The sequence below is a fragment of the Pseudomonas sp. B21-017 genome (genome assembly GCF_024749245.1).
Lineage (GTDB): Bacteria > Pseudomonadota > Gammaproteobacteria > Pseudomonadales > Pseudomonadaceae > Aquipseudomonas.
Genome location: NZ_CP087194.1, coordinates 4,505,602 through 4,531,305, shown reverse-complemented (window position 1 = coordinate 4,531,305; position 25,704 = coordinate 4,505,602). Strand labels below are relative to the sequence as shown.

At 60.4% G+C, this 25,704-nt stretch carries 24 protein-coding genes and 1 pseudogene; 6 read left to right on the top strand and 19 right to left on the bottom strand.

Features of this window, described 5'->3' with window-relative positions; genetic code table 11:
- The first annotated feature begins 56 nt into the window (after nt 1–56).
- From LOY28_RS20355 to recR, 4 genes and pseudogenes are all read left to right on the top strand, one after another.
- Nucleotides 57–395, top strand: coding sequence for a YbaB/EbfC family nucleoid-associated protein (locus LOY28_RS20355; protein ID WP_018925290.1), 339 nt, complete (start codon nt 57–59; stop codon nt 393–395).
- A gap of 233 nt (nt 396–628) precedes the next feature.
- Nucleotides 629–742: pseudogene (locus LOY28_RS30180) on the top strand (hypothetical protein); the annotation flags it as partial.
- Nucleotides 714–1,712, top strand: coding sequence for an NADP-dependent oxidoreductase (locus LOY28_RS20350; RefSeq protein WP_370741117.1), 999 nt, complete (start codon nt 714–716; stop codon nt 1,710–1,712). The pseudogene LOY28_RS30180 and the gene LOY28_RS20350, both read left to right, overlap by 29 nt.
- A 75-nt stretch (nt 1,713–1,787) precedes the next feature.
- The gene (gene recR, locus LOY28_RS20345) at nt 1,788–2,390 is read left to right on the top strand and encodes a recombination mediator RecR (protein WP_018925292.1); all 603 of its coding nucleotides are present in this window, start codon (nt 1,788–1,790) and stop codon (nt 2,388–2,390) included.
- A 36-nt stretch (nt 2,391–2,426) separates the two neighbouring features.
- Here the strand turns inward: recR and LOY28_RS20340 are convergent, their stop codons facing one another.
- The 8 genes from LOY28_RS20340 to ccoG all read right to left on the bottom strand — a co-directional run bounded on the left by LOY28_RS20340 (nt 2,427) and on the right by ccoG (nt 10,906).
- Complete coding sequence (locus LOY28_RS20340; RefSeq protein ID WP_258612449.1) at nt 2,427–2,975, bottom strand: adenine phosphoribosyltransferase; 549 nt, start codon at nt 2,973–2,975, stop codon at nt 2,427–2,429.
- A gap of 79 nt (nt 2,976–3,054) precedes the next feature.
- Complete coding sequence (gene fnr / locus LOY28_RS20335; RefSeq protein ID WP_018925294.1) at nt 3,055–3,789, bottom strand: fumarate/nitrate reduction transcriptional regulator Fnr; 735 nt, start codon at nt 3,787–3,789, stop codon at nt 3,055–3,057.
- A gap of 95 nt (nt 3,790–3,884) precedes the next feature.
- Nucleotides 3,885–5,267: an oxygen-independent coproporphyrinogen III oxidase gene (gene hemN / locus LOY28_RS20330; RefSeq protein WP_018925295.1), complete on the bottom strand. Its 1,383-nt coding sequence runs from the start codon at nt 5,265–5,267 to the stop codon at nt 3,885–3,887.
- Between the two features lie 117 nt (nt 5,268–5,384).
- Nucleotides 5,385–6,068: a sulfite exporter TauE/SafE family protein gene (locus LOY28_RS20325; protein ID WP_018925296.1), complete on the bottom strand. Its 684-nt coding sequence runs from the start codon at nt 6,066–6,068 to the stop codon at nt 5,385–5,387.
- Entirely contained in the window at nt 6,061–6,279 is a 219-nt protein-coding gene (gene ccoS, locus LOY28_RS20320) for a cbb3-type cytochrome oxidase assembly protein CcoS (RefSeq protein WP_007933363.1), read from the bottom strand. The genes LOY28_RS20325 and ccoS overlap by 8 nt, the downstream gene beginning before the upstream one ends.
- Nucleotides 6,280–6,301: 22 nt before the next feature.
- On the bottom strand, nt 6,302–8,752 hold the full coding sequence (locus LOY28_RS20315; protein ID WP_258612448.1) for a heavy metal translocating P-type ATPase: 2,451 nt from the start codon (nt 8,750–8,752) through the stop codon (nt 6,302–6,304).
- A 187-nt stretch (nt 8,753–8,939) separates the two neighbouring features.
- Nucleotides 8,940–9,479, bottom strand: coding sequence for a FixH family protein (locus tag LOY28_RS20310; RefSeq protein ID WP_018925298.1), 540 nt, complete (start codon nt 9,477–9,479; stop codon nt 8,940–8,942).
- Nucleotides 9,480–9,490: 11 nt separating this feature from the next.
- Nucleotides 9,491–10,906, bottom strand: coding sequence for a cytochrome c oxidase accessory protein CcoG (gene ccoG / locus LOY28_RS20305; protein ID WP_007933370.1), 1,416 nt, complete (start codon nt 10,904–10,906; stop codon nt 9,491–9,493).
- Nucleotides 10,907–11,392: 486 nt separating this feature from the next.
- Between ccoG and LOY28_RS20300 the strand changes: the two genes are divergently transcribed.
- Complete coding sequence (locus LOY28_RS20300; RefSeq protein ID WP_258612447.1) at nt 11,393–12,397, top strand: metallophosphoesterase; 1,005 nt, start codon at nt 11,393–11,395, stop codon at nt 12,395–12,397.
- Between the two features lie 55 nt (nt 12,398–12,452).
- Here the strand turns inward: LOY28_RS20300 and ccoP (LOY28_RS20295) are convergent, their stop codons facing one another.
- The 8 genes from ccoP (LOY28_RS20295) to ccoN (LOY28_RS20260) form a co-directional block, all read right to left on the bottom strand.
- Nucleotides 12,453–13,436: a cytochrome-c oxidase, cbb3-type subunit III gene (ccoP, locus tag LOY28_RS20295; protein WP_018925300.1), complete on the bottom strand. Its 984-nt coding sequence runs from the start codon at nt 13,434–13,436 to the stop codon at nt 12,453–12,455.
- Nucleotides 13,433–13,618, bottom strand: coding sequence for a CcoQ/FixQ family Cbb3-type cytochrome c oxidase assembly chaperone (locus tag LOY28_RS20290; RefSeq protein ID WP_003175465.1), 186 nt, complete (start codon nt 13,616–13,618; stop codon nt 13,433–13,435). Before LOY28_RS20290 ends, ccoP (LOY28_RS20295) begins: the two co-directional genes overlap by 4 nt.
- Nucleotides 13,619–13,623: 5 nt before the next feature.
- Nucleotides 13,624–14,232 (bottom strand): cytochrome-c oxidase, cbb3-type subunit II, encoded by a 609-nt coding sequence (gene ccoO, locus LOY28_RS20285; RefSeq protein ID WP_018925301.1) that lies wholly within the window; start codon nt 14,230–14,232, stop codon nt 13,624–13,626.
- Nucleotides 14,232–15,674 (bottom strand): cytochrome-c oxidase, cbb3-type subunit I, encoded by a 1,443-nt coding sequence (gene ccoN / locus LOY28_RS20280; protein WP_007942208.1) that lies wholly within the window; start codon nt 15,672–15,674, stop codon nt 14,232–14,234. Before ccoN (LOY28_RS20280) ends, ccoO (LOY28_RS20285) begins: the two co-directional genes overlap by 1 nt.
- 482 nt (nt 15,675–16,156) lie before the next feature.
- Nucleotides 16,157–17,110 carry a cytochrome-c oxidase, cbb3-type subunit III gene (gene ccoP / locus LOY28_RS20275; RefSeq protein WP_258612446.1) on the bottom strand — a complete coding sequence of 318 codons (954 nt, stop codon included), beginning with the start codon at nt 17,108–17,110 and terminating at the stop codon, nt 16,157–16,159.
- A complete protein-coding gene (locus LOY28_RS20270; RefSeq protein ID WP_258612445.1) occupies nt 17,107–17,307 on the bottom strand; it encodes a cbb3-type cytochrome c oxidase subunit 3 in 201 nt (66 codons plus the stop codon). Before LOY28_RS20270 ends, ccoP (LOY28_RS20275) begins: the two co-directional genes overlap by 4 nt.
- 3 nt (nt 17,308–17,310) lie before the next feature.
- Nucleotides 17,311–17,919, bottom strand: a complete 609-nt coding sequence (gene ccoO, locus LOY28_RS20265; protein WP_258612444.1) for a cytochrome-c oxidase, cbb3-type subunit II — start codon at nt 17,917–17,919, stop codon at nt 17,311–17,313.
- 10 nt (nt 17,920–17,929) lie between these two features.
- Nucleotides 17,930–19,354: a cytochrome-c oxidase, cbb3-type subunit I gene (ccoN, locus tag LOY28_RS20260; RefSeq protein ID WP_007942213.1), complete on the bottom strand. Its 1,425-nt coding sequence runs from the start codon at nt 19,352–19,354 to the stop codon at nt 17,930–17,932.
- 111 nt (nt 19,355–19,465) lie between these two features.
- Here ccoN (LOY28_RS20260) and LOY28_RS20255 point away from each other — a divergent pair, with 111 nt between their 5' ends.
- Nucleotides 19,466–20,140, top strand: a complete 675-nt coding sequence (locus LOY28_RS20255) for an alpha/beta family hydrolase (RefSeq protein ID WP_258612443.1) — start codon at nt 19,466–19,468, stop codon at nt 20,138–20,140.
- A gap of 99 nt (nt 20,141–20,239) precedes the next feature.
- Here LOY28_RS20255 and LOY28_RS20250 read toward each other — a convergent pair whose 3' ends face one another.
- The 3 genes from LOY28_RS20250 to acnA form a co-directional block, all read right to left on the bottom strand.
- Complete coding sequence (locus tag LOY28_RS20250) at nt 20,240–21,805, bottom strand: PAS domain-containing methyl-accepting chemotaxis protein (RefSeq protein WP_018925305.1); 1,566 nt, start codon at nt 21,803–21,805, stop codon at nt 20,240–20,242.
- Nucleotides 21,806–21,912: 107 nt separating this feature from the next.
- The gene (locus LOY28_RS20245) at nt 21,913–22,704 is read right to left on the bottom strand and encodes a CPBP family intramembrane glutamic endopeptidase (protein ID WP_258612442.1); all 792 of its coding nucleotides are present in this window, start codon (nt 22,702–22,704) and stop codon (nt 21,913–21,915) included.
- Nucleotides 22,705–22,816: 112 nt separating this feature from the next.
- Nucleotides 22,817–25,558, bottom strand: a complete 2,742-nt coding sequence (gene acnA / locus LOY28_RS20240; protein ID WP_018925307.1) for an aconitate hydratase AcnA — start codon at nt 25,556–25,558, stop codon at nt 22,817–22,819.
- Nucleotides 25,559–25,704: the final 146 nt, after the last annotated feature.

Sequence of the window (25,704 nt, the reverse complement as noted above, 5' to 3'; positions counted from 1 at the left end):
GCTTGGCCGCACTCGCCGGGCGCTGTTTTTATCCAAGTACTTTTGAGGTGATTCCCATGATGAAAGGTGGCATGGCCGGCCTGATGAAGCAGGCGCAGCAGATGCAGGAAAAAATGGCCAAGATGCAGGAAGAGCTGGCCAACGCCGAAGTCACCGGTAAGGCCGGTGGCGATATGGTCACCGTGGTAATGACCGGTCGTCACGACGTCAAGCGCGTGACCATCGACCCAAGCCTGGTCGAAGGCCTGAGCGAAGACGACAAAGAGATGCTGGAGGCTGTATTTGCCGCCGCCGTCAACGATGCAGTGCGCAAGATCGAAGCCAACAGCCAGGAAAAAATGGGCAGCATGACCGCTGGCATGCAACTGCCACCGGGTATGAAATTGCCATTCTGATTCGCCAGCGCGCGTCGGATGGGTTAAAAAAATGCCAGGCATCGCGCCTGGCATTTTTGTTTCCGGCTGGTTTTTGCCAACCCCTGTGGCGAGGGAGCTTGCTCCCGTTGGACTGCGCAGCAGTCCCCCTCTTTTCAGGTAGAGAGAGTGGGGCCGCTACGCGCCCCAGCGGGAGCAAGCTCCCTCGCCACAGTGAAAAGTAGAAACATCGAACGCGCCATCCCCACAATGGTCTGCTCCCTATACCGCCGAAATTCATCGATCAAAGGAGACGCTCACATGCCACAAGCATTGACCCTCAACCAACGAATCGTCCTGGTGTCTCGCCCGGTGGGCGCGCCGACACCGGAGAATTTCCGCCTGGAACGGGTAGCGTTGCCGGATCTGGCCGACGGTCAGGTGCTGCTCAAGACGCTGTATCTGTCGCTGGATCCCTACATGCGCGGTCGTATGAGTGACGCGCCGTCCTACGCGGCACCGGTAGAAATCGGCGAAGTAATGACCGGTGGGGCTGTCAGTCGTGTCGAGCGTTCGCTGAATCCGAAATTCCAGGAGGGCGATCTGGTGGTCGGCGCCACGGGATGGCAGAGCCACAGCATCAGCGACGGGCGCAACATCATTCCGCTCCCGTCCGGGCTGCCAAGTCCATCGATGGCGCTGGGGGTGCTGGGCATGCCCGGCATGACCGCCTACATGGGGCTGATGGACATCGGCCAACCCAAAGAGGGCGAAACCCTGGTAGTGGCGGCCGCTTCCGGCGCGGTGGGTTCGGTGGTCGGCCAGGTGGCGAAGCTCAAAGGCCTGCGGGTGGTCGGCGTGGCCGGTGGTGCGGAAAAATGTCGTTACGTGGTCGAGGAGTTGGGCTTCGATGCCTGCATCGACCACAAGCGCCCGGACTTCGCCGACGAATTGGCGCTGGCCTGCTTCAAAGGCGTCGACATCTACTTTGAAAACGTCGGTGGCAAGGTGTTCGATGCGGTGTTGCCGCTGCTCAACCCCAAGGCGCGGATTCCTCTTTGTGGTCTGATCGCTTCCTACAATGCCCATGAAGCCCCGAGCGGGCCGGATCGCTTGCCACAATTGCAGCGCACGCTGCTGACCAAGCGCGTGCGGATTCAGGGGTTTATTGTGTTCGACGACTACGGCGACCGTCAGCCAGAGTTCATCAGCGCCATGGCGCCTTGGGTGCGTGACGGCAAGGTGAAATTCCGTGAAGACGTGGTCGACGGCCTGGAGAACGCGCCCGAGGCATTTATTGGCCTGCTGGAAGGACGCAACTTTGGCAAACTGGTGGTGCGGGTGGCGCCGACTGAGTAATTGGCGCTGCTATTTGACGCTAAACAGAGGCGCGGGTATAAACCGCGTCTCGTTGTTATGTCGGACTTTTTCCCCATGAGCTTCAGCCCTTTGATTCGCCAACTGATCGATGCCCTGCGAATTTTGCCGGGTGTGGGTCAGAAAACTGCCCAGCGCATGGCGTTGCAACTGCTTGAGCGCGATCGCAGCGGCGGTTCGCGACTGGCCCAGGCGCTGAGCCAGGCCATGGAAGGGGTGGGCCACTGCCGTTTGTGCCGCACGCTGACCGAAGACGATCTGTGCCCGCAATGCGCCGATTTACGCCGCGACGACACCTTGCTGTGTGTGGTGGAAGGTCCGATGGACGTTTACGCCGTGGAGCAGACCGGTTTTCGCGGTCGCTACTTCGTGCTCAAGGGCCACTTGTCGCCTCTGGACGGGTTGGGGCCGGAAGCCATCGGCATTCCACAACTGATGGCGCGGATCGAAGAGGCGGGCACGTTTACCGAAGTCATCCTCGCCACCAACCCGACGGTGGAAGGCGAGGCCACGGCGCATTACATCGCCCAGTTGCTCAGCAACAAGGGCCTGATTGCCTCGCGCATTGCCCACGGCGTGCCGTTGGGTGGCGAGCTGGAACTGGTGGATGGCGGGACATTGGCGCATTCGTTTGCCGGGCGTAAGCCGATTTCGCTGTAACGGTGCTGTCTGGGCTGACGCCTTCCAGGCGCTGCCTTACTTATCGCTCAACGCAAACTGCGTCAGACAGAAAGTCGCAATCCCCATGTCTTCCAGCCGTTGCGAACCACCCAGCTCCGGCAAGTCAATGATCGCCGCCGCTTCATGCACCCGCGCGCCCATGCGCCGAACCAGGTTGGCCGCCGCAATCAGCGTGCCGCCGGTGGCGATCAGGTCATCGAACAGCACCACCGAATCCCCCTCGCACAGGCTGTCGGCGTGGACTTCAAGGAAGGCTTCGCCGTATTCGGTCGCGTAACCTTCGGCCAGCACGTCGGCAGGCAATTTGCCCTGCTTGCGGAACAACACCAATGGCTTGTTCAGCTGATACGCCAATATCGAACCGATCAGGAACCCGCGCGCGTCCATGGCGCCGATGTGGGTGAAGTCGGCCTCGACGTAGCGATGGGCGAAGCTGTCCACCACCAGGCGCAGGGCCGTGGGCGACTGGAACAGCGGGGTGATGTCGCGAAAGATCACGCCCGGCTTGGGGAAGTCGATCACGGGGCGGATCAGTGATTTGATGTCGAAGGAGTCGATGACCATCGTCGAAGTGTCCTGGCGGGCTGCAAACGTCGCAGTATAACGGTGGCTGAACCGTTTCGCTCAGCCACCGTCAACAGAGTCAGCCTTCGATCGAGCCACCGGCCAGGGCGCAGAGCTGGATCGGGTCGAGGATGTGCACTTCCTTACCCTCGGCGGCGATCAGTTCGTTTTGCTGGAAGCGGGTGAACACCCGGGACACGGTTTCCACCGCCAGGCCCAGGTAATTGCCGATTTCGTTGCGCGACATGCTCAGCCGGAACTGGTTGGCCGAGAAGCCTCGGGCGCGGAAACGGGCCGACAGGTTGACCAGGAAGGTGGCGATGCGCTCGTCGGCGGTTTTCTTCGACAGCAGCAACATCATTTGCTGATCGTCACGAATCTCGCGGCTCATCACGCGCATCAACTGACGGCGTAGTTGTGGCAGTTGCAGGGCCAGTTCGTCGAGGCGCTCGAACGGGATCTCGCACACCGAAGTGGTTTCCAGGGCTTGCGCCGAGACCGGATGCTTTTCGGTGTCCATGCCCGACAGGCCGACCAATTCACTCGGCAAATGGAAACCGGTGAGTTGTTCTTCGCCGCCATCGCTCAGGCTGAAGGTCTTCAGGGCGCCGGAGCGTACTGCATAAACGGAATCGAACGTGTCGCCCTGGCGAAACAGGAATTCGCCTTTTTTCAGCGGGCGACCACGTTTGACGATATCGTCCAGCGCATCCATGTCTTCCAGATTCAGAGAAAGTGGCAGGCAGAGAGGGGCCAGGCTGCAATCCTTGCAATGGGCCTGGTTATGAGCGCGCAGTTTTACTGGCTCGGACATTTCTTTAATCCTTGTGGGAAAAAACACACATAAGCCGTAAGGGTACCCCACGGGAGGACATTCGGGCCAGCCTGCGACAATTTAACCGCAAGGCATTAAATCACTCGTGAAAAGCGCTGGCGATTGGTGTGTTCCAGGTATGCATCGAACACCATGCACACCGAGCGCACCAGCAGTCGGCCTGCGGGGAGTACGGTGATCCGTTCATTGTCGAGCTCGATCAACCCGTCCTTGGCCATGTCCTGCAGCTGTGGCCAGAGCTCGCCGAAGTAACCGCGAAAATCGATGTTGAAGGCCTGCTCGATTTCCGCGAATTCCAGGTTGAAATGGCAAATCAGTTGCTGAATCACCGCCCTGCGCAAGCGATCGTCGGCATTGCACAGCAGGCCACGGGCGGTGGCCAGTTGCGCGGACGCCAAAGCGTTCTGGTACTGGGTCAGGTCGCTGCTGTTCTGGCAGTACAGGTCGCCGATCTGGCTGATGGCCGATACCCCCAGACCGATCAGATCGCAATGACCGTGGGTGGTGTAGCCCTGGAAGTTGCGTTGCAAGGTCGACTCTTCCTGGGCAATCGCCAGTTCATCATCGGGCAGGGCGAAGTGGTCCATGCCGATGTAGCGGTAACCGGCGGCCGTCAGTTGTTCGATGGTGCGCTGGAGCATTTCCAGCTTCTGCGCCGGTTCCGGTAGATCGTTGCTGTTGATCCGCCGTTGCGGCATGAAGCGCTCTGGCAGATGGGCGTAGTTGAACACCGAGAGCCGGTCCGGTTGCAGGTTGATGACTTCGTCGACGGTGCGGGCGAAGTTCTCGGGCGTCTGCTTGGGCAGGCCGTAGATCAGATCGATGTTGATCGAGCGATATTGCAGAGTCCGGGCGGCGTCGATCACCGCGCGGGTTTCTTCCAGGCTTTGCAGGCGATTGACCGCCCGCTGTACCGCCGGGTCAAGGTCTTGCAGGCCGATGCTGACCCGGTTGAAGCCCAGTTCCCGGAGCAGGCCCATGGTCGACCAGTCGGCCTCGCGCGGGTCGATCTCGATGCCGTAGTCGCCGGAATCGTCGTCCAGCAGATTGAAATGCTTGCGCAGCCGGGCCATCAGCTGACGCAGTTCATCGTGGCTGAGAAAGGTCGGTGTGCCGCCGCCGAAATGCAGTTGCTCGACTTTTTGCATGGGGTCGAGGTGGCAGGCGATCAGCTGGATTTCCTGTTCCAGGCGCTGCAAATAGGGCAGGGCGCGGCCTCGGTCCTTGGTGATGACTTTGTTGCAGGCGCAGTAGTAGCAGATGTTCGCGCAGAACGGCACGTGCACATACAGGGATAACGGCCGCAACGCCTTGCGGCTGTCGCGCAGGGCATGAAACAGGTCGAAGGTGCCGACCTGGCTGTCGAATTGCACGGCCGTCGGATACGAGGTGTAGCGCGGCCCCGCCAGGTCGTAACGGCGGATCAGATCTGTGTCCCAACGAATGGCGTCGAGCATGCGGGCATTCCCCCGGATAGGCTGGCAGTGTCGGCGAGTCTAGGGGGTGCGGCGTTGCGGCATCTTGATTTGCATCAACGGTGATTGGCGATAGCGATAGTTTTTGTGGCGAGGGGGCTAATGCCCCATGAGCCAATGCTGATGCGGCCCCGGCAAGGTCCAGATGCCGAACACCATCACCAACAAGCCGCCGGTCATGCGCACGCTGCGTTTACGCAACAACGCCGTGACCCGCTCGGCGGCCAGGCCTGTGGCGAGCAGCACCGGCCAGGTGCCCAACCCGAACGCCAGCATCAGCAACGCACTGTCCAGCGCATTACCCTGACTCGCCGACCACAGCAATGTGCTGTAAACCAGCCCGCACGGCAGCCAGCCCCACAGCGCGCCGAGCAGCAAGGCGCGGGGCAGGTTCGACACTGGCAACAGTGTGTTGGCCACCGGCTGGATATGCCGCCACAGGCCGCGACCGAGGCTTTCGATGCGGGTCAAGCCGCTCCACCAACCGGCCAGGTACAGCCCCATGGCGATCAGCAGCAATCCGGCGAGGATGCGCATGAACATCGCCGCCGGGCTATTGGCCACGGCCCAGCCAGCCAGGCCGATCAGCAGGCCGGCCGCGGCGTAGCTGAGAATCCGCCCCAGGTTGTAGGCCAGCAACAAGCGCAAGCGTCGGCTGCGCTGTTCCTTGGGGATCGCCAGGGTCAACGCGCCCATCAAACCGCCGCACATGCCCAGGCAATGGCCGCCACCGAGCAGGCCGAGGATCAGCGCAGAGACCAACAGTGGCGCCAACTCAAGCATGGGGTGGCGCCTTGTCGTCGGGTTTGGCCGGATGGCCGCTGGCCTCGTCGACCGCTGCCGTGTGCTTCGGGTCCTGGTCGTCGAACAGGATGCTGTGGGCCGGGCCGTCGAGGTCGTCGTACTGACCGCTGTCGACCGCCCAGAAGAAGATGTAGATAGCGATGGCCACGATCAGCAGCGCGGCCGGGATCATCACGTAGAGAGCTGGCATCTGGACTCCATGCCCGCGCGGCTCAGGCCGGCAGCGGGCGGGTTTCTGGCGTGGCGCTGGTGGCTGGCGCGCTCGGCAGGCGAGTCAGGCGCAAAGCATTCAACACCACGGTCAACGAACTGATGGACATGCCGACCGCGGCCCACACCGGAGTGATCCAGCCGAGGGCGGCGAATGGCAACATGAGGCCATTGTACAGCGCTGCCCACAGCAAGTTCTCGATGATGACCCGACGGGTGCGACGGGCCAGGCTGAAGGCTTGCACCAGCGCGTCGAGGCGGTTCGACAGCAACACCGCGTCGGCACTGGTTTTTGCCAGATCGGTGGCCGAGCCCATCGCCACGCTGATGTCGGCGGCGGCCAGCACCGGCACGTCGTTGACCCCGTCACCGAGCATCAACACCTTGCGGCCTTCCTGGTGCAGTTGTTTCAGCACCTGCAATTTATCGTCCGGACGCAAACCGCCACGGGCCTCGTCGATGCCCAGTTCGGCGGCGACGCTGGCGACCATCGGCGAGCTGTCGCCGGACAGCAGCAAGGTGCGCCAGCCGCGAGCCTTGCAGGCCGCCAGCAGAGCGGGGGCGTCGGCGCGCAAACGGTCGTCGAGGACGAACCACGCCAGTGGTCCCTGGCTGTCGCCGAGCAGCAGCCATTGGCCAGGTTCATCGGGCATCATCGGCACTTGAGCACCGCTGAGCTCGCAGACAAAACCCGGTTGGCCAATGCGCAGGCGTTGCGCGCCGACCAAGCCTTTAAGGCCCAGGCCCGGCGTGCTGTGGACCTCTTCGGCGGCCAGCGGCGCGCGGCCAAAAGCCCGGGCGATCGGGTGTTCGGAACGGTTTTCCAGGGCGGCGGCGAGGCTCAGGCATTGATCGCTCGCCAGTGCCCCAAGCGGCCGGATCGAACGCAAGGCCAGCCGACCTTCGGTGAGGGTGCCGGTTTTGTCGAAAATCACCGTGTCGATCTGGTTCAGGCCTTCCAGTACATGGCCGCGCGTCAGCAAAAGCCCCAGTTTGTGCAGCGTGCCGGTGGCGGCGGTGAGAGCGGTCGGCGTGGCCAGGGACAAGGCGCACGGGCAGGTCGCAACCAGCATCGCCAGGACAATCCAGAACGCTCGCGATGAATCCAGCTCCCACCAGAGCAGGCCGATGGCGGCCACTGCGATAAGCGTCAGCAGCAAGAACCATTGCGCGGCGCGGTCGGCGATTTCCGCCAGCCGTGGCTTTTCGGCCTGGGCGCGATCCAGCAGGCGGACGATGGCCGACAGGCGCGTGTCCTGACCCAGCGCCAGGACCTCCACGGTCAACGCACCCTCGACGTTCAAGGTGCCAGCGGTGACAGCGTCGCCCAGGGTTCGTGGCTGCGGCAGGTATTCGCCGGTGAGCAGGGATTCGTCAATGCTCGACTGACCGTCGAGGATCTTGCCGTCGGCCGGCAGGATCGCACCGGGGTGCACCAACACCTGATCGCCCACGCGCAGCTCGCTGAGCAGAATCCGCTCGCTCTGGCCGTCGGCACTCAGCCGCAGGCAGGAGGCGGGCAACAGATTGACCAGTTGTGCGGTCGCGGCGGCGGTTCGTTCCCGGGCGCGGCGTTCCAGGTAGCGCCCAGCCAGCAGGAACAGCGCAAACATTCCCACCGCATCGAAATACAGCTCGCCGACCCCGGTGATCGAGGTCCAGATCCCGGCGATATAGGCACTGCCAATTGCCAGTGACACCGAGACGTCCATCGTCAGGTGCCGGGTGCGCAGATCGCGCATCGCCCCTTTGAAGAACGGCGCACAGCTGTAGAACACGATCGGCGTGGTGAGAAACAACGCGACCCAACGCAAGATGGTGTGCAGTTCGGGGCTGAGGTCAATGTTGAATTCCGGCCAGGTGGCCATGGTCGCCATCATCGCCTGGAACCACAGCAACCCGGCGACCCCGAGTTGGCGCAGGGCCAGACGGTTTTCGCTGGCCAGTTGTTCGCTGGCACGGTCGGCCTGATAAGGGTGAGCGGCGTAACCGATGTGGCGCAATTCGCTGAGCACCTGGCTCAACGGCAATTGCGCGTCGGCCCAGCGCACGTGCAGGCGATGGTTGGACAGGTTCAGGCGTGCTTCGGCCACCGCCGGCAGGCTGCGAAGATGCTTTTCGATCAGCCAGCCGCAGGCGGCGCAGCTGATGCCTTCCATCAACAGGGTGGTTTCGGCGAGTTCGCCTTCGTGACGGACAAAGGGTTGCTGCACGTCGGCGCGATCATACAGCGCCAACTCGTCGACCAACTGCACCGGCAAGGCTTCGGGGTTGGCCGAGGCTTCGCTGCGATGCTGGTAATAACTTTCCAGCCCACCGGCCACGATGGCCTCGGCCACCGCCTGGCAACCCGGGCAGCAGAATTCGCGGGTATCCCCGAGGACAGCGGCGGTGAAGCGTCTACCGGCCGGGACGGGCAGGGCGCAGTGGTAGCAGGGGGTTGGACTGGTCATGTTTGTTGCCATGAAAACCATTGTGGCAGGCCCAAAGGCCTCTGTGGCGAGGGGGCTTGCCCCCGTTGGACCGCGCAGCGGTCCCAAAGACAGTCAGCGCGAACTTCTCGATAGATCGAGTAGACAACTTGCGGCTGCTGCGCAACCGAACGCGGGCAAGCCCGCTCGCCACAGGAGATCGTTGTGACTATTTCTTCAGGTCTTCGGCACCTTGCAACGGCTCATCACCGAGCAACAGATCCTTGGCATGGCTGACCTGTTCTTCTTCGAACATGCGCCAGGTCTTGTCATCCTGCACACCCAGCAATTCGACGAAGCGGCGGCCTTCGACCTTGTCGCTCAACTGGCCAATGTAGCGGCCCTGTTCAGTTTCGCTGCGGGCCAGGGTGATCTTGCGATCCTTCTCCGGCTGGGTCGGCGAAATCAGATTCAGCTCAAGGGTTTTCGGTTGGCTGTTGCCGCTCAGGCGCAGGTCGACTTCGCCGGTCAGCTCATCCAGGTGCACGCTGGCTCGCAGTTGCAGGGTCTGGGCCAGCAGTTCACGGTCCAGGGAGCGGTTGATGCCTTTGCCGGCCTCGTAATAGTTGTCGTTGACCAGGTTGTCCGGGTTGTTCACCGCGATGGTCACCATCGACAGGGTCAAGGTCACCGAGCAGGCCAGGATGGCGATGATGATCCACGGCCAAAGGTGCTTGTACCAAGGACTTGCGGCAGTTGCTGCGGGCATGATCACTTCTCTCAACGAATTTGTGGGCCGATGAATCGGCTCTTGGCTTCAACGTGGACGCTGGCGTCATCGGCATCCTTGAGGATGAACTTCACCTCGTTGGTGCTCGACGGCAGTTGCTCCGGCGAGCTGGACAACTCGACCGGCTGGCTGAAAATTTCCCCGGCGGCGACTTTGATCTCGCGCTTGCCTTGCAGCTTGAGGTCCGGCAGGCCGGTGGCTTCGAGCACGTAGGTGTGGTCGCGCTGGTCCTTGTTCATGATCTTCAGGCTGTAGACGTTTTCGATCCGGCCTTCGGCGTTCTCACGGTACAGCACGCGGTCTTTGCTGACATCGAAACCGACCAGCGAGCGCATGAAGAACGCGGTCACCAGCAACGCGATCATGGTCAGCAACACCAGGGCGTAGCCGATCAGGCGAGGGCGCAGTTTATGGGTTTTTTGCCCCGACAGGTTGTGCTCAGTGGTGTAGCTGATCAGGCCGCGCGGGTAATCCATCTTGTCCATGATGCTGTCGCAGGCGTCGATGCAGGCCGCACAGCCGATGCATTCGATTTGCAGGCCGTCGCGGATGTCGATGCCGGTGGGGCAGACCTGGACGCACATGGTGCAGTCGATGCAATCGCCCAGGCCCTGAGCCTTGTAGTCGATGCCTTTCTTGCGCGGGCCACGGCTTTCGCCACGGCGCGGGTCGTAGGAGACGATCAGCGTGTCCTTGTCGAACATCACGCTCTGGAAGCGGGCGTACGGGCACATGTAAATGCACACCTGTTCGCGTAGCCAGCCGGCGTTGCCGTAGGTGGCGAGGGTGAAGAAACCGACCCAGAAATACGACCAGCCATCGGCTTCACCGGTGAAGAAGTCGATCACCAGTTCACGAATCGGCGAGAAGTAGCCGACGAAGGTCATGCCAGTCACGAAGCCGATCAGCAGCCACATCGTGTGCTTGCTGAATTTGCGCAGGAATTTGTTGGCGCTCATCGGCGCCTTGTCGAGCTTGATGCGCTGGTTGCGGTCGCCTTCGGTGACCTTTTCGCACCACATGAAGATCCAGGTCCAGACGCTTTGCGGGCAGGTGTAGCCGCACCAGACCCGACCGGCATACACGGTAATGAAGAACAGGCCGAAGGCGCTGATGATCAGAATGCCCGAGAGCAGGATGAAATCCTGGGGCCAGAAGGTCGCGCCAAAAATGAAGAACTTACGCTCCGGCAGGTTCCACCAGACGGCCTGATGACCGCCCCAGCTCAGCCACACCGTGCCGAAATACAGCAGAAACAGTGCGGCACCACCCGTCATCCGCAGGTTGCGGAACAGACCGGTGAAGGCGCGGGTGTAGATCTTTTCTCGAGAGGCGTAGAGGTCGACGCTGTTGTTCGCGTTCTTGGCGGGTGGAGTGACGTCGTGTACCGGAATCTGATTGCTCATCATTGCATCCCACGGCAGTGGAAAAATGCCTCGGTCAGTACGTGCCGACCGCGGTCAAAAAGAGGTGTTGCAGTGGCGCAATGATACGCCTGTAGCTCTAACTCAAGGGTGCGACCTTTGGTCACGTTGGTGGAAATCAACTGACAGTGTAATGACTTGAATCAATTGACTTGTGAATTATGGACGGTTTTGTGGGGGCGGCGAGCTCATTCGAGCGCTACGGTGGCATCGACCGGCAAAATCCTGGCATCGAAGGCGGTATGACGCGGTGACGCTTCAGCCAGGCGCGCATTACGTTTCCCTGTACGGGAGTCCTATGCTGCTGGCGAAAGCATCGACGTCAGTTGTTATAAGCAAGTCGGAAATATATTAACTGAATTGCCCGCTGTTTGATGTTTGCGGTTTTCTATTTTCTGGAATAAGTTGTTCTGGCATGCCGTTGTTATATAGCGGCGTGCCTATCTAATATTACGGAAATGGAATTCTATGAACATTGTAAAAGGTGCGAAGTTATTCGCATGCATGTGGATCCTGTCACTGGCATCTATCGCACATTCAAATGAAGGTACACCTATTCATATGGTCTTCGCGTCTGATCCGCAGTATCCGTGGACGGATAAAACGGACAGTGAGGAATATGAACCTGACAGCGAGTTTGAACAGCGTGCCAAATGGCTGGTGGAGACCCAGTTCGCGAGTATTGCGGATTTCAGAAGCAAGATGGGCGGTCAGTCGCAGGTGCCATTGATGATCAACGGTGACATGACGGCGTTTGGTCATGGTTGGCAGCGTTCGTATATCAATTCGACGCTGCAGAAGTACTTTAATAAAGACTATCTGTACGGCTTGGGTAATCATGACTATCAGAACAATGTAGATGATTGTTTCACTAATAGTTGTGCGGCGGGCAGTATTGTCGAATATCAAGAGCATCATGCCGGCAAGGTAGATGATTTCGATTTGAAGATTACGGGCTTTTTGTTCAATAAGATGTATTCGGGCAGTCTTGCCTATTCCAAAAATATAGGGGAGGTTCATCTGGTCCAGCTTAATAATGAGCCGACTTACGCAACCAAAATTTCCCATCCCCTGAATCCTACAACTTTTAACATTACCGCTGCGCTGGATTGGCTTGAAAATGATTTACGAGTCGCCCGGGCCCAAGGTTACGCGATCATTATCAACATGCATAAACCCTATGACTGGCAGGGTGACTGGAGTCAGGAAAGTCGTTTCAGGGATATGATCGCAAAATATGAAGTGACGGCCATATTCGCCGGTCATCTTCATGAAAACGGCGGTTCCATGTCCTATAGGGGGAATGTGCCCGTTTTCCTCAGTGGCAGCGCTTCCCAGGAGACCTATCTGATTGCCAGTTTTTCCGCGGATCGCAAGCAGCTGCAGGTCGATCTGGTCGAAAACAACCAGTGGCATAACCGCAAGCTTGTAGCGAAAGTGCCGGTGAAATCAATTTTCACCAGTCGCCCATGAAAAAGGCCCCGCCAGATCACTGGCGGGGCCTTTTTTGTTGCATCGAGCGTTTGCCTTACTGGGCGTCTGCCACCGGCGCTTTCTCACCGTGAGAGAGGCTGTAGACGTAAGCGGCCAGCAGGTGAACCTTGTCGTTGCCTTGCAGCTGTTCCTGCGCAGGCATCTGGCCCTGACGGCCGTAACGGATGGTCTGCTGCAGTTGAGCGAAGCTCGAACCGTAGATGAACGCTGCCGGGTGAGTCAGGTTAGGGGCGCCCATGGCCGGGGTGCCTTTGCCTTCCGGACCGTGGCAAGCCACGCAGTTGGCAGCGAACAGCTTCTGGCCGGCAACCGGGTCAGCCTTGGCGCCCTCCGGCAGTTTGCGGCCATCGAGGCTGGTCAGCACGTAAGCGGCAACGTCGCTGACGCCTTGTTCGCCGATCACTTCGGCCCAGGCCGGCATCACGGCGTGACGGCCGCCCATGATGGTGGTCTTGATGGTTGCCGCTTCACCGCCCCAGCGCCAGTCGGCGTCGGTCAGGTTAGGGAAGCCATAAGCGCCTTTGGCGTCGGAACCGTGGCAGACCGAGCAGTTGGAGGCGAACAGGCGGCCACCCATCTTCAGGGCTTGCGGGTCCTTGGCGACTTCTTCGATTGGCATGGAAGCGAACTTGGCGAAGATCGGGCCGAACTTGGCGTCCGACCTGGCCATTTCCTTTTCCCACTCGTGGACGCCGGTCCAGCCGGTCTGGCCGTTGGCGAACGCGGTCTGCTTCTCGTTATCCAGGTAGTTGTAACCTGGCAACAGGCCTTTCCAGTTACCCAGGCCCGGGTACAGGACCAGATAGCCAAGGGCGAAGATGATGGTGCCCACGAACAGCATGAACCACCATTTCGGCAGTGGGTTGTCGTACTCCTCGATCCCGTCGAAGGAGTGGCCGACCGTCTCGTCGGTCTGCTCGGCGCGCTGGCCCTTGCGGGTGGACAGCAGCAGCCAGGTCAGGGCGAAGATGGTGCCGAGACTGAGGACTGTGACGTACAGACTCCAGAACGTAGTCATTCTTTGTTACTCCTAGAAGCTTGCTCGACGTGCTTGATGGCTTCGGGATCATCCGCGAAAGGCAGCAAGGTCGCGTCTTCAAACTCCGACTTGCGCTTGGGGCTGAATACCCACAACGCCAGACCGATGAAGGCCACCATCACAACAACGGTGCCCAGGCCACGAATCATCCCGATATCCATCTAAATCACCGTTTGCTTTTGATGATGGTGCCCAGGCCTTGCAGATAGGCCACCAGCGCGTCCATTTCGGTTTTGCCCTTCACAGCATCCTTGGCGCCGGCGATGTCTTCGTCGGTGTAAGGGACGCCGAGCGTGCGCAAGACTTCCATTTTCTTGGCGGTGTCTTTGCCGTCGAGCTTGTTTTCCACGAGGAACGGGTAAGCCGGCATTTTCGACTCGGGCACCACGTTGCGCGGGTTGTACAAGTGCGCACGCTGCCAGTCATCGGAGTAACGACCGCCGACACGGGCCAGGTCCGGACCGGTACGCTTGGAACCCCACAGGAACGGGTGATCCCAGACGCTTTCACCGGCGACCGAGTAGTGGCCGTAGCGTTCGGTTTCAGCACGGAACGGGCGGATCATCTGCGAGTGGCAGCCGACACAACCGTTGGCGATGTAGATGTCGCGGCCTTCCAGTTCAAGGGCGGTACGAGGCTTCATGCCCTCGACCGGCTTGTTGGTAACGTCCTGGAAAAACAGCGGAACGATCTGGGTCAGGCCGCCGATGCTGACGGCGATAACCATGAAGAAGGCCAGCAGGCCAATATTCTTCTCGACTGCTTCATGCTTCATCAGTGAGCTCCAACTACAGCAATCTTGGCGGCGGCTTCAGCTTCAGCCGGGTCCGAGGCACGAACGGTACGGAACACGTTGTAGGCCATCAACAGCATGCCGCTGGCAAAGAACGCGCCGCCCAGGGCACGAACGATGAAACCAGGGTGGCTGGCCTGCAGCGCTTCCACGAACGAGTAGGTGAGGGTGCCGTCGTCGTTGATTGCACGCCACATCAGGCCCTGGGTGATGCCGTTGACCCACATCGAAGCGATGTACAACACGGTACCGATGGTCGCGAGCCAGAAGTGCGCGTTGATCAGACCGGTGCTGTGCATTTGTGCACGGCCGAACAGTTTCGGGATCATGTGGTAGATGGCGCCGATCGAGATCATCGCTACCCAGCCCAAGGCGCCGGCGTGTACGTGGCCGATGGTCCAGTCGGTGTAGTGCGAGAGCGAGTTGACGGTCTTGATGGCCATCATCGGGCCTTCGAAGGTCGACATGCCGTAGAACGCCAGCGATACCACGAGGAAGCGCAGGATTGGGTCGGTGCGCAGCTTATGCCAGGCGCCCGACAGGGTCATCATGCCGTTGATCATGCCGCCCCAGCTCGGAGCCAGCAGGATGATCGACATCGCCATGCCCAGGGACTGAGCCCAGTCCGGCAGTGCGGTGTAGTGCAGGTGGTGCGGACCGGCCCAGATGTACAGGGTGATCAGCGCCCAGAAGTGCACGATCGACAGGCGATAGGAGTAGATCGGACGCTCGGCCTGCTTCGGCACGAAGTAGTACATCATCCCCAGGAAACCGGTGGTCAGGAAGAAGCCCACGGCGTTGTGGCCGTACCACCACTGGATCATCGCGTCGGTCGCACCCGCGTAGGCCGAGTAGGACTTGAACAGGCTGACCGGTAGCGACATGTGGTTGACGATGTGCAGCATCGCGGTCACGACGATGAAGGCACCGTAGAACCAGTTACCGACATAGATGTGCTTGGTCTTGCGCTTGACGATGGTGCCGAAGAACACCAGACCGTAGGTGACCCAGACGATGGCCAGCAGAATAGCCAGGGGCCATTCCAGTTCCGCGTATTCCTTGGTGGTGGTGAAACCCATCGGCAAGGTCACGATCGCGCCGACGATCACCGCTTGCCAACCCCAGAAGGTGAAGGCCGCGAGGCTGTCGGAGATCAGTCGCGTTTGGCAGGTTCGCTGCACGACGTAATAAGAAGTGGCAAACAGAGCACAACCACCGAAGGCGAAAATCACCAGGTTGGTGTGCAACGGGCGTAAGCGTCCAAAAGTCGTCCACGGCAGACCGAAGTTCAATTCCGGCCATACGAGCTGTGAGGCGATGAAGACACCAAGCCCCATGCCAAGGATCCCCCAGACCACCGTCATGATGGCGAACTGGCGGACTACCTTATAGTTATAAGCAGTCGGACTGATTGCTGTGCTCATTCTAAGGTTCCACGGTTTGGGTGTTTTATTAGGAGTAAAAATCGGCCGCAAGTATGGAGAAAGCGGGGGGTCATTGCAACGCGCCATGACCTGGGTCAATGCTTTCAAAACCTGATTCTGCGGCCTTTCCATGCGCCGCGTAAGGACAAAATTGCCCTCTGACAAAATGTCGCAGCGGATGAAAAAGGCGAGGGGTTCAAGTCAGATGTAACGGGGTGTGTTCAAACGCAACGATCGAGGGACAGACGGCAATTTGCGCGACAGCCGGTGTCTACCAGCCTTTGCGGCCTGTCATCGAACAGAATCGTCGAACACATCGGGTAAAATCGACCTGGAACCGGCTCATGCCAGTCCGCACCGAGGAAGCTTAGACCCGAATCTGGTGAACCGAAAGGAAGGGGAACGGCAGGGTGCGACAATGGGTCGCAAAGAGGCAGGGAACTGCCGCATTCCGCAGAATGCGGCAGCAGAGCGGTCAAAAATTATTCGTTTTTGCCTTGTGCCTGCAAACGCTCGGTGCCGACTCCGTGGGACAAGCTGTACACATAAGCGGCCAGCAATTGCACCTTGTCGTTGCCCAGCAGTTCGTTTTGCGCCGGCATATGGCCCTGGCGGCCATGGCGAATAGTCTGTTGCAGTTGCGCCAGGCTGGTACCGTAGATAAAACCGGCCGGGTGCGTCAGATTCGGCGCGCCCATGGCTTCAGTGCCCTGGCCGTTTGCCCCATGACAGGCTACGCAGGTGGTGCTGAACAGTTGCTGTCCGGCTTGCACGTCGGCACCACTGTCGGCTGGTAGCGGCAGGCCGGCCAATTCGTGACGCACGTACGCGGCGACGTTCTTCACCCCGGTCTCACCCAACACTTCACCCCAGGCCGGCATGGCCGCCATCCGGCCACCCATGATGGTGGTCTTGATGGTCTCGGCACTGCCGCCCCAGCGCCAATCGCTGTCGGCCAGGTTGGGGAAGCCGAATGCGCCCTTGGCATCTGAGCCGTGGCACACCGAGCAGTTGGAGGCGAACAGGCGTCCGCCCATTTTCAGCGCTTGCGGGTCTTTCGCTACTTCTTCCACCGGCATTGCCGCGAATTTGGCGAAGATCGGCCCGAATTTGGCGTCCGCCTTGCTCATCTCCTTTTCCCATTCATGGACACCAGTCCAGCCGTTTTCATAACCGGGCAGGATGCCTTTCCAGTTGCCCAGGCCCGGATAAAGAATCAGGTAGCCGACCGAGAACACCAGGGTGCCGGCGAACAGCATGAACCACCACTGCGGCAGCGGGTTGTCGTACTCCTCGATGCCGTCGAAGCTGTGGCCCATGGTCTGGTCGACGCTGCCCTTGGTTTCGCCCCGGCGGGTGCCGATCAGCAGCCAGGTCAGGCCGATCAGGCTGCCGATGGTCAGTACGCAGATCCACGCACTCCAGAAGGTGGTCATGGCTGGGCACTCCTTGTTGTTGCAGATTCTTGGGTAGTTTCGGGTTGCGGCTCGTCAGCGAACGGCAGCAGGCGCGCTTCGGCGAATTGCGGATTGCGCTTGCTGTTGAACACCCACAGTGTCAGACCGACGAAGGCCACGAACACCACGACTGTACCGAGGCCGCGGATCAGGCCTGTGCTCATATCAATGACCATGACTCACCTCTTGCTCTTGATGGCAGTGCCGAGCACTTGCAGGTAGGCAACCAGCGCGTCCATCTCGGTCTTGCCCTTCAGCGAAGCGACCGAGCCTGCAATGTCTTCGTCGGCGTACGGCACGCCGAGGGTGCGCATGGCGCGGATCTTGGTTTCGGTGTGGCTGCTGTCGAGCGGGTTGGCCACCAGCCATGGATACGCCGGCATCTTCGATTCCGGCACCACGTTGCGCGGGTTGTACAAGTGCGCGCGGTGCCAGTCTTCGGAGTAGCGCCCGCCGACTCGCGCCAAGTCCGGCCCGGTGCGCTTGGAGCCCCAGAGGAACGGGTGATCCCACACGCTTTCCCCGGCCACCGAGTAATGGCCGTAGCGTTCGGTTTCGGCGCGGAACGGGCGGATCATCTGCGAGTGGCAACCGACGCAGCCTTCGCGGATGTAAATGTCGCGACCTTCCAGTTGCAGCGCGGTGTAGGGCTTCATGCCTTCCACCGGTTTGTTGGTCACGTCCTGGAAGAACAGCGGGACGATCTGGGTCAGGCCGCCGATGCTCACGGCGAACACCATCAGCAACATCAGCAGGCCGACGTTTTTCTCGATTGTTTCGTGTTTCATGGCGGACTCCTCAGGCGATCTGCGCGGCAGCGACGGCTTCGGCAGGCTGCGAGGCCCGCACGGTGCGCCAGGTGTTGTAAGCCATCAGCAGCATGCCGCTGAGGAAGATCGCGCCGCCCACCAGTCGCACGATGAAGCCAGGATGGCTGGCCACCAGGGTTTCGACGAAGGAGTAGGTCAGCGTGCCGTCCTCGTTGACTGCGCGCCACATCAGGCCCTGGGCGATGCCGTTGACCCACATCGAGGCGATGTACAGCACGGTGCCGATGGTGGCGAGCCAGAAGTGCGCGTTGATCAGGCCGATGCTGTGCATCTGCTCGCGGCCGAAGACTTTCGGGATCATGTGGTACAGCGCACCGATGGAAATCATTGCCACCCAGCCGAGCGCGCCGGCGTGAACGTGGCCGATGGTCCAGTCGGTGTAGTGGGAGAGGGCGTTGACCGTCTTGATCGCCATCATCGGCCCTTCGAAGGTCGACATGCCGTAGAACGCCAGGGACACCACGAGGAAACGCAGGATCGGGTCGCTGCGCAACTTATGCCAGGCACCCGACAGGGTCATCATGCCGTTGATCATCCCGCCCCAGCTCGGCGCCAGCAGGATCAGCGACATCACCATGCCCAGCGACTGTGCCCAGTCCGGCAGCGCGGTGTAGTGCAAGTGGTGGGGACCGGCCCAGATGTACAGGGTGATCAGCGCCCAGAAGTGCACGATCGACAAGCGATAGGAATACACCGGGCGTTCGGCCTGTTTCGGCACGAAGTAGTACATCATTCCGAGGAAACCGGCGGTGAGGAAAAAGCCTACGGCGTTGTGGCCGTACCACCACTGCACCATGGCATCGGTCGCACCGGAGTACAGCGAGTAGGACTTGGTCAGACTCACCGGCAATTCCAGGTTGTTGACGATGTGCAGGATTGCCACGGTGATGATGAATCCACCGAAGAACCAGTTACCGACATAGATGTGCTTGGTCTTGCGCTGCATGATCGTGCCGAAGAACACGATGGCGTACGCCACCCAGACGATGGTGATCAGGATGTCGATCGGCCATTCCAGTTCGGCGTATTCCTTGGAGCTGGTGTAACCCAGCGGCAGGCTGATCGCCGCCAACAGGATCACCAGTTGCCAGCCCCAGAAGCAGAACGCGGCGATTTTCGGCGCAAACAATCGAGTCTGGCAGGTACGCTGTACCGAGTAGAACGAACTGGCGAACAACGCACAGCCGCCGAAGGCGAAGATCACCGCGTTGGTGTGCAGCGGGCGCAACCGGCCGAAACTGGTCCATGGCAGATTGAAGTTGAGTTCGGGCCAGACCAACTGGGCGGCGAGAAAAACCCCGAGCCCCATGCCGACGATGCCCCACACCACCGTCATAATGGCGAATTGGCGGACCACCTTGTAGTTGTAGGCGGTACTGATAGAAGTGTTCATGGTTCCCCATCCACGGTTCAGCCGAAGTGAGGGCCCGTCTTTGCGAGTAAGCCGCGCAAGGCAGACGCTCCCTTCGCCTGGAGTTATAGGCAGACTAAAAGCGAGGCAAGCATGGACAAACAGCACAAGGCCAGTATTGACGGGGATCAATGGGCGCAGTGCGTGCGGGATCACGGATGGTTGTGGAATGCCGCCTCGGTGCCGGCCTCGGCGACACTGATTCTCGCCCATGGCGCCGGTGCGCCGATGGACAGCGGCTGGATGAGCGACATGGCTGCGCGCCTTGCCACGCAAGGCGTCAACGTGCTGCGCTTCGAGTTTCCGTACATGGCCCAACGGCGAGTGGACGGCGGCAAGCGCCCACCGAACCCGGCGCCGAAACTGCTGGAGTGCTGGCGTGAGGTGTACGCCGTGGTGCGACGCCATGTCACTGGGCGTCTGGCCATTGGCGGCAAGTCCATGGGCGGGCGGATGGCCAGTCTTTTGGCCGATGAGCTGGAAGCGGATGCGCTGGTGTGCCTCGGTTATCCGTTTTATGCCGTCGGCAAACCGGAGAAACCTCGGGTTGAGCATTTGGCTGCGCTAAAGACACGGACGTTGATTGTGCAGGGTGAGCGCGATGCGCTGGGCAATCGTGAGGCCGTTGAGGCTTATACGTTGGCGCCGGGTATCGAGGTGTTCTGGCTTGAGGCGGCGGATCATGATTTGAAGCCGTTGAAGGCTTCAGGGTTTACGCATGAGCAGCATTTGGACGCGACAGCGAAGAAGGTCGCCGGATTTCTGTGAGAAGCAAGATCAAAAGATCGCAGCCCTTGGCAGCTCCTACAGCGTGGACGCCGTTCAAATGTAGGAGCTGGCGCAGCCTGCGATCTTTTGACTTTGTTGTCAGCGGTTAAACCGCTCCACCAACGAATACTGGGTATTCGCCGTCTTGGTCAGTTCTTCACTCAGTAGCGCCGAGTTCTGTGCCTGTTCCGAGGTCTGATCAGCCAGTTGCGAGATGTTGCTGATGTTGCGGCTGATTTCTTCGGCCACCGAACTTTGCTCTTCGGTCGCGGCAGCGATCTGGGTGGTCATGTCGGTGATGTGGGCTACCGCTTCGCTGATGCCCACCAGCGCCTGATCCGCTTCCAATACCCGCGCCACACCTTCTTCAGCCTGGCGATGGCCGGCCTCCATGGTTTGCACCGCCGTGCTGGCGGTTTGTTGCAGCTTGGCGATCAGGGCGTGGATCTGCCCGGTGGATTCGCTGGTGCGCTGCGCCAATTGGCGCACTTCGTCGGCCACCACCGCAAAACCACGGCCCATCTCACCGGCACGGGCGGCTTCGATCGCAGCGTTCAAGGCGAGCAGGTTGGTCTGGTCGGCAATGCCTTTGATCACATCGACCACGCCACCGATTTCGTCGCTGTCCTTGGCCAGTTGAGTGACCGTCAGACCGGTTTCACCGACCACCACCGACAGGCGTTGAATGGCTTCGCGGGTTTCACCTGCGATGTCGCGACCGCGACCGGTCAGGCGATTGGCTTCCTGAGTGGCGTCGGCGGTGCGCTGCACGTGACTGGCGACTTCCTGAGTGGTAGCGGCCATCTGATTGACGGCGGTCGCCACTTGCTCGGTTTCGACGCGCTGACGTTCCAGGCCGGTGGAGCTGTTATGGGCCAGCGTGTCGGACTGTTTCGCTTGTTCGTTCAGATGCTCGGCGGTGTCTTGCAGGCGCGTCAGGCAGGTTTTCAGGCGAGCTTCCTGGCTGAGAATGGACATTTCCAAGCGTGCCTGGGCACCGCGGCTGTCGGTGTACATCTGCGCGATCAGCGGGTCGGACGTGGTCTGTTCGGCCAGGCGCAGCAAGCGCTTGATGCCGCGCTGTTGCCAGCTCAAGCCCATCAAGCCCAACGGCACCGAAAGACCGGCGGCGAGGGCGAAGCCCCATTGCGACGTCAGGGTGGCGCCGATCATGAAGCTCAACTGGCTGACCAGAATGAACGGCAGCCAGTCCTGAAGCACCGGCAACCACTTATCCCTTTGAGGAACGGCTGACTTGCCCTGATTGATGCGTTGGTAGAGCGCTTCGGCACGGCGGATCTGCTCGGCGGTGGGCTTGACCCGCACCGACTCGTAACCGATCACCTGATTGCCTTCGAACACCGGTGTGACATAGGCGTTAACCCAGTAGTGGTCGCCGGTCTTGCAGCGATTCTTGACAATGCCCATCCATGGCAAGCCTTGTTTCAGTGTGCCCCACATGTGCGCGAACACCGCAGACGGGACGTCGGGATGACGAACCAGGTTATGCGGCGCACGGATCAGTTCTTCACGCGAAAACCCGCTGATTTCGACGAAAGCATCGTTGCAGTAGGTGATCATGCCCTTGGCATCGGTGGTGGAAATCAACCGTTGCTGCGCCGGGAAGGTCCGTTCGCGTTGTGTAATGGGCTGGTTGTTACGCATGGCTTTTTCAATCCGCAAGGCTTTGATGGTGTATCGGCATCGTTGGGCATTTATTGAAGTTTTTTTTCAATAAATCAGTAACGCGTCGCAAAACGACCGCTGCGTCATCATCCCGCGAGCATCGGATACGTGAACAAGCCGAAATGCAGCAGATTCAAACCAAAATGGGTGGCGATGGCCGCACCCAGCCCACCGAACCGGTAGGCCAGGCCATAGCCGACACCGGCCAGGCTGGCCAGCAACACCCATTGCCAGCCAGCGCCCAGATGAACGAGGCCAAATAGCAATGATGCGAGCACCAGCGCGAGGCTTTCGCCATAAGGCAGGTGTTTAAACTGCCGGCTCAGACCGCCCTGGATGTAGCCGCGAAACAGCGCTTCTTCCACCAGCGTCACCAGCAACAGATTGTTCAGCATCCACAGCCAGACCTGATCCGGCCATTTCGGTGCCCAACTGATCACCCCCAGCAACAGCGCACCACCCAGAGCCAGTACGGCACTCACGGTCAGGGCGAGGGCGGTGGCATACACGGACAGGCGCAGGGAGCGCCGACCGATGATCCACGGACAAACCAGCAACAGCCAGAAGCCGATCAGGGGTTTGTCCAGATTCAGGTACATGGCGAACCGCACGGCATCGTCGGTGAAACGCAGGGGATCGATAGCGCGACCGTTGTAGAAACCGGGAAGCCAGTGTGTCGCCAGCGCCACCGCCAGGACGATGAACAAGCCGTGGCCGAGGTAGCGGCCGAGGGGGATCTGTTGTTGGCGAACGGCGAAACCGGCGATCAGCAGTAACCCGAAAGAAATGGCAGCCAGCCAGCCGAGATGGCCGTAGATCAAAGCCAGGCTGTAGCCGAGCGAGAGAAGTGCCAGATAGATCCATGGCAGAGCGATCATTTGAAGTCCTTGAGGGCGGAGGTGCCTGTTTTCTTGGGGCGCGCAATTATAGAGACATACACCGCCCAAACAAAAACACCGCCCGAAGGCGGTGTCGTTGTCGGTGGAGGCGTTACGAGGCAATCAACTGCCGCAACACGTAATGCAAAATCCCTCCGGCCTTGAAGTACTCCACTTCGTTCAGGGTATCGATCCGGCACAATACCTCGACCTTCTCCTGGCTGCCGTCTTCACGGGTGATGACCAGCGTCAGGTTCATCCGCGGAGTCAGTTCGACGCCCGTCAGGCCAAGAATGTCCAGGGTTTCCTTGCCAGTGAGGTTCAGGCTCTTGCGGTTCTGATCCAGCTTGAACTGCAGCGGCAACACGCCCATGCCCACCAAATTTGAACGGTGAATCCGCTCGAAGCTTTCTGCGATGACGGCTTTGACCCCCAGCAGGTTGGTGCCCTTGGCCGCCCAGTCACGGCTCGATCCAGTGCCGTATTCTTGCCCGGCGATCACCACCAGCGGCGTGCCCGATGCCTGGTAACGCATGGCCGCGTCGTAGATCGGCAGTTTTTCCCCGGTCGGAATGTAAATCGTGTTGCCGCCTTCTTCACCACCGAGCATTTCGTTGCGAATGCGGATGTTGGCGAAGGTGCCGCGCATCATCACTTCGTGGTTACCGCGACGCGAGCCGTAGGAGTTGAAGTCCCGTGGTTCCACCCCTTGTTCGCGCAGGTAACGGCCGGCAGGGCTGTCGGTCTTGATGTTGCCGGCGGGGGATATGTGGTCGGTGGTTACCGAATCGCCGAGCAGCGCGAGGACTTTCGCCCCTTCGACATCCTTGACCACCGGCGCAGGGCCGCCAATGTCATCGAAGAAGGGCGGGTGCTGGATATACGTCGAATCGTTGTTCCAGACATAAGTCGCTGCTTGCGGCACTTCGATGGCTTGCCACTGCTCGTCGCCGGCGAACACTTCGGCGTACTCCTTGTGGAACATTGCGGTGTTCACCTGAGTTACCGCGTCGGCGATTTCCTTGGTGCTCGGCCAGATGTCTCGCAGGTAAACCGGGTGGCCGTCCTTGTCGTTTCCCAAGGGCTCGCTGCTGATGTCGATGCGCACCGTGCCGGCCAGCGCGTAGGCGACGACCAGGGGCGGGGAGGCCAGCCAGTTGGTTTTCACCAGCGGATGCACGCGGCCTTCGAAGTTGCGGTTGCCCGACAGCACCGAGGCGACGGTCAGGTCGGCTTTCTGGATGGCTTTTTCAATCGGCTCCGGCAACGGCCCGGAGTTGCCGATGCAGGTGGTGCAGCCATAACCGACAAGGGCAAAACCGAGTTGGTCGAGGTATTGGGTCAGGCCGGCTGCCTTGTAGTAGTCGGTGACCACTTTCGAACCGGGGGCCAGGGAGCTCTTGACCCAGGGTTTGCGCTTGAGGCCTTTTTCCACGGCTTTTTTCGCCACCAGCCCGGCCGCCATCATCACACTGGGATTGGAGGTGTTGGTGCAGGAGGTGATCGCGGCAATCACCACCGCACCGTTTTTCAGCCGATGCGTATGGCCTTCGTGGGCGTAGTCCGCTTCACCGATCAGATCGGCGTTGCCTACCGCGACGCCACCGCCGCCCTCACTTTCGAGGCGACCTTCTTCCTTGCTGGTCGGTTTGATTTGCAGGCCGAGAAAGTCAGTGAACGCTTGCGCCACATTCGGCAACGAGACGCGGTCTTGTGGGCGTTTCGGTCCGGCGAGGCTGGCCTCGACGCTGCCCATGTCCAGGGCCAGGCTGTCGGTGAACACTGGCTCTTTGCCGGGCAGGCGCCACAGGCCCTGGGTCTTGCTGTAGGCCTCCACCAGTTTCACGGTTTCCGAGGTACGGCCGGACAGGCGCAGGTACTCCAGGGTCACCTCGTCCACCGGGAAGAAGCCGCAGGTGGCGCCGTATTCCGGAGCCATGTTCGCAATGGTCGCGCGGTCGGCCAGCGGCAGGTCGGCGAGGCCGTCGCCGTAGAACTCGACGAATTTGCCGACCACGCCTTTCTTGCGCAGCATCTGGGTGACGGTCAGCACCAGGTCGGTGGCGGTGATGCCTTCCTTGAGCTTGCCAGTGAGTTTGAAGCCGATCACTTCCGGAATCAGCATCGACACCGGTTGACCAAGCATCGCCGCTTCCGCTTCGATCCCGCCGACGCCCCAGCCGAGTACGCCGAGGCCGTTGATCATGGTGGTGTGGGAGTCAGTGCCGACCAGGGTGTCGGGGAAAGCATAGGTGCGGCCGTCCTCATCCTTGGTCCAGACCGTGCGTCCTAGGTATTCAAGGTTGACCTGGTGACAGATACCGGTGCCCGGCGGCACCACGCTGAAGTTGGCGAAGGCGCTCTGACCCCAGCGCAGGAAGGCGTACCGCTCGTGGTTGCGCTGCATTTCGATGTCGACGTTCTGTTCGAAGGCGCTTGAGCTGGCGAACTTGTCGACCATCACCGAGTGGTCGATCACCAGGTCCACCGGCGACAGCGGATTGATGCGCTGTGGGTCGCCACCGGCCTTGGCCATGGCGGCGCGCATGGCGGCCAGGTCGACCACGGCGGGGACGCCGGTAAAGTCCTGCATCAATACCCGCGCGGGGCGGTATTGGATTTCGCGGTCGGAGCGACGCTCCTTGAGCCAGGCGGCAATCGCCTTGAGGTCGGCGCCGGTGACGGTTTTCTCGTCCTCCCAGCGCAGCAGGTTTTCCAGCAACACTTTCAACGACATGGGCAGCTTGTCGAGGTCACCCAGGCTCTTGGCGGCTTCGCGCAGGCTGAAATAGTGGTAGGTCTTGTCGTCGACTTGTAAGGTTTTAAGGGTTTTCAGGCTATCGAGGGACGGCATTGAAATGACTCCTTTAAGTCCGCACGGCTACGGACGGAGGGAAGGGCAGAGGTTTAAACCTAGTCCTGTTTGGTGCTTAAGGCTAATAACTGGACCCTAAGGGCAAGTCCAAGGTTCCGAACTCGGCTATCATGCGCCGGTTTTCG

What these genes read in the sequence shown, in the direction of transcription:
- LOY28_RS20355 (WP_018925290.1), top strand. Translation starts at nt 57, where the DNA reads ATGATGAAAGGTGGCATGGCCGGCCTGATGAAGCAGGCGCAGCAGATG.
- recR (WP_018925292.1), top strand. Translation starts at nt 1,788, where the DNA reads ATGAGCTTCAGCCCTTTGATTCGCCAACTGATCGATGCCCTGCGAATT.
- LOY28_RS20340 (WP_258612449.1), bottom strand. Translation starts at nt 2,975, where the DNA reads ATGGTCATCGACTCCTTCGACATCAAATCACTGATCCGCCCCGTGATC.
- fnr (WP_018925294.1), bottom strand. Translation starts at nt 3,789, where the DNA reads ATGTCCGAGCCAGTAAAACTGCGCGCTCATAACCAGGCCCATTGCAAG.
- hemN (WP_018925295.1), bottom strand. Translation starts at nt 5,267, where the DNA reads ATGCTCGACGCCATTCGTTGGGACACAGATCTGATCCGCCGTTACGAC.
- LOY28_RS20325 (WP_018925296.1), bottom strand. Translation starts at nt 6,068, where the DNA reads ATGCTTGAGTTGGCGCCACTGTTGGTCTCTGCGCTGATCCTCGGCCTG.
- ccoS (WP_007933363.1), bottom strand. Translation starts at nt 6,279, where the DNA reads ATGCCAGCTCTCTACGTGATGATCCCGGCCGCGCTGCTGATCGTGGCC.
- LOY28_RS20315 (WP_258612448.1), bottom strand. Translation starts at nt 8,752, where the DNA reads ATGACCAGTCCAACCCCCTGCTACCACTGCGCCCTGCCCGTCCCGGCC.
- LOY28_RS20310 (WP_018925298.1), bottom strand. Translation starts at nt 9,479, where the DNA reads ATGCCCGCAGCAACTGCCGCAAGTCCTTGGTACAAGCACCTTTGGCCG.
- ccoG (WP_007933370.1), bottom strand. Translation starts at nt 10,906, where the DNA reads ATGAGCAATCAGATTCCGGTACACGACGTCACTCCACCCGCCAAGAAC.
- LOY28_RS20300 (WP_258612447.1), top strand. Translation starts at nt 11,393, where the DNA reads ATGAACATTGTAAAAGGTGCGAAGTTATTCGCATGCATGTGGATCCTG.
- ccoP (WP_018925300.1), bottom strand. Translation starts at nt 13,436, where the DNA reads ATGACTACGTTCTGGAGTCTGTACGTCACAGTCCTCAGTCTCGGCACC.
- LOY28_RS20290 (WP_003175465.1), bottom strand. Translation starts at nt 13,618, where the DNA reads ATGGATATCGGGATGATTCGTGGCCTGGGCACCGTTGTTGTGATGGTG.
- ccoO (WP_018925301.1), bottom strand. Translation starts at nt 14,232, where the DNA reads ATGAAGCATGAAGCAGTCGAGAAGAATATTGGCCTGCTGGCCTTCTTC.
- ccoN (WP_007942208.1), bottom strand. Translation starts at nt 15,674, where the DNA reads ATGAGCACAGCAATCAGTCCGACTGCTTATAACTATAAGGTAGTCCGC.
- ccoP (WP_258612446.1), bottom strand. Translation starts at nt 17,110, where the DNA reads ATGACCACCTTCTGGAGTGCGTGGATCTGCGTACTGACCATCGGCAGC.
- LOY28_RS20270 (WP_258612445.1), bottom strand. Translation starts at nt 17,307, where the DNA reads ATGGTCATTGATATGAGCACAGGCCTGATCCGCGGCCTCGGTACAGTC.
- ccoO (WP_258612444.1), bottom strand. Translation starts at nt 17,919, where the DNA reads ATGAAACACGAAACAATCGAGAAAAACGTCGGCCTGCTGATGTTGCTG.
- ccoN (WP_007942213.1), bottom strand. Translation starts at nt 19,354, where the DNA reads ATGAACACTTCTATCAGTACCGCCTACAACTACAAGGTGGTCCGCCAA.
- LOY28_RS20255 (WP_258612443.1), top strand. Translation starts at nt 19,466, where the DNA reads ATGGACAAACAGCACAAGGCCAGTATTGACGGGGATCAATGGGCGCAG.
- LOY28_RS20250 (WP_018925305.1), bottom strand. Translation starts at nt 21,805, where the DNA reads ATGCGTAACAACCAGCCCATTACACAACGCGAACGGACCTTCCCGGCG.
- LOY28_RS20245 (WP_258612442.1), bottom strand. Translation starts at nt 22,704, where the DNA reads ATGATCGCTCTGCCATGGATCTATCTGGCACTTCTCTCGCTCGGCTAC.
- acnA (WP_018925307.1), bottom strand. Translation starts at nt 25,558, where the DNA reads ATGCCGTCCCTCGATAGCCTGAAAACCCTTAAAACCTTACAAGTCGAC.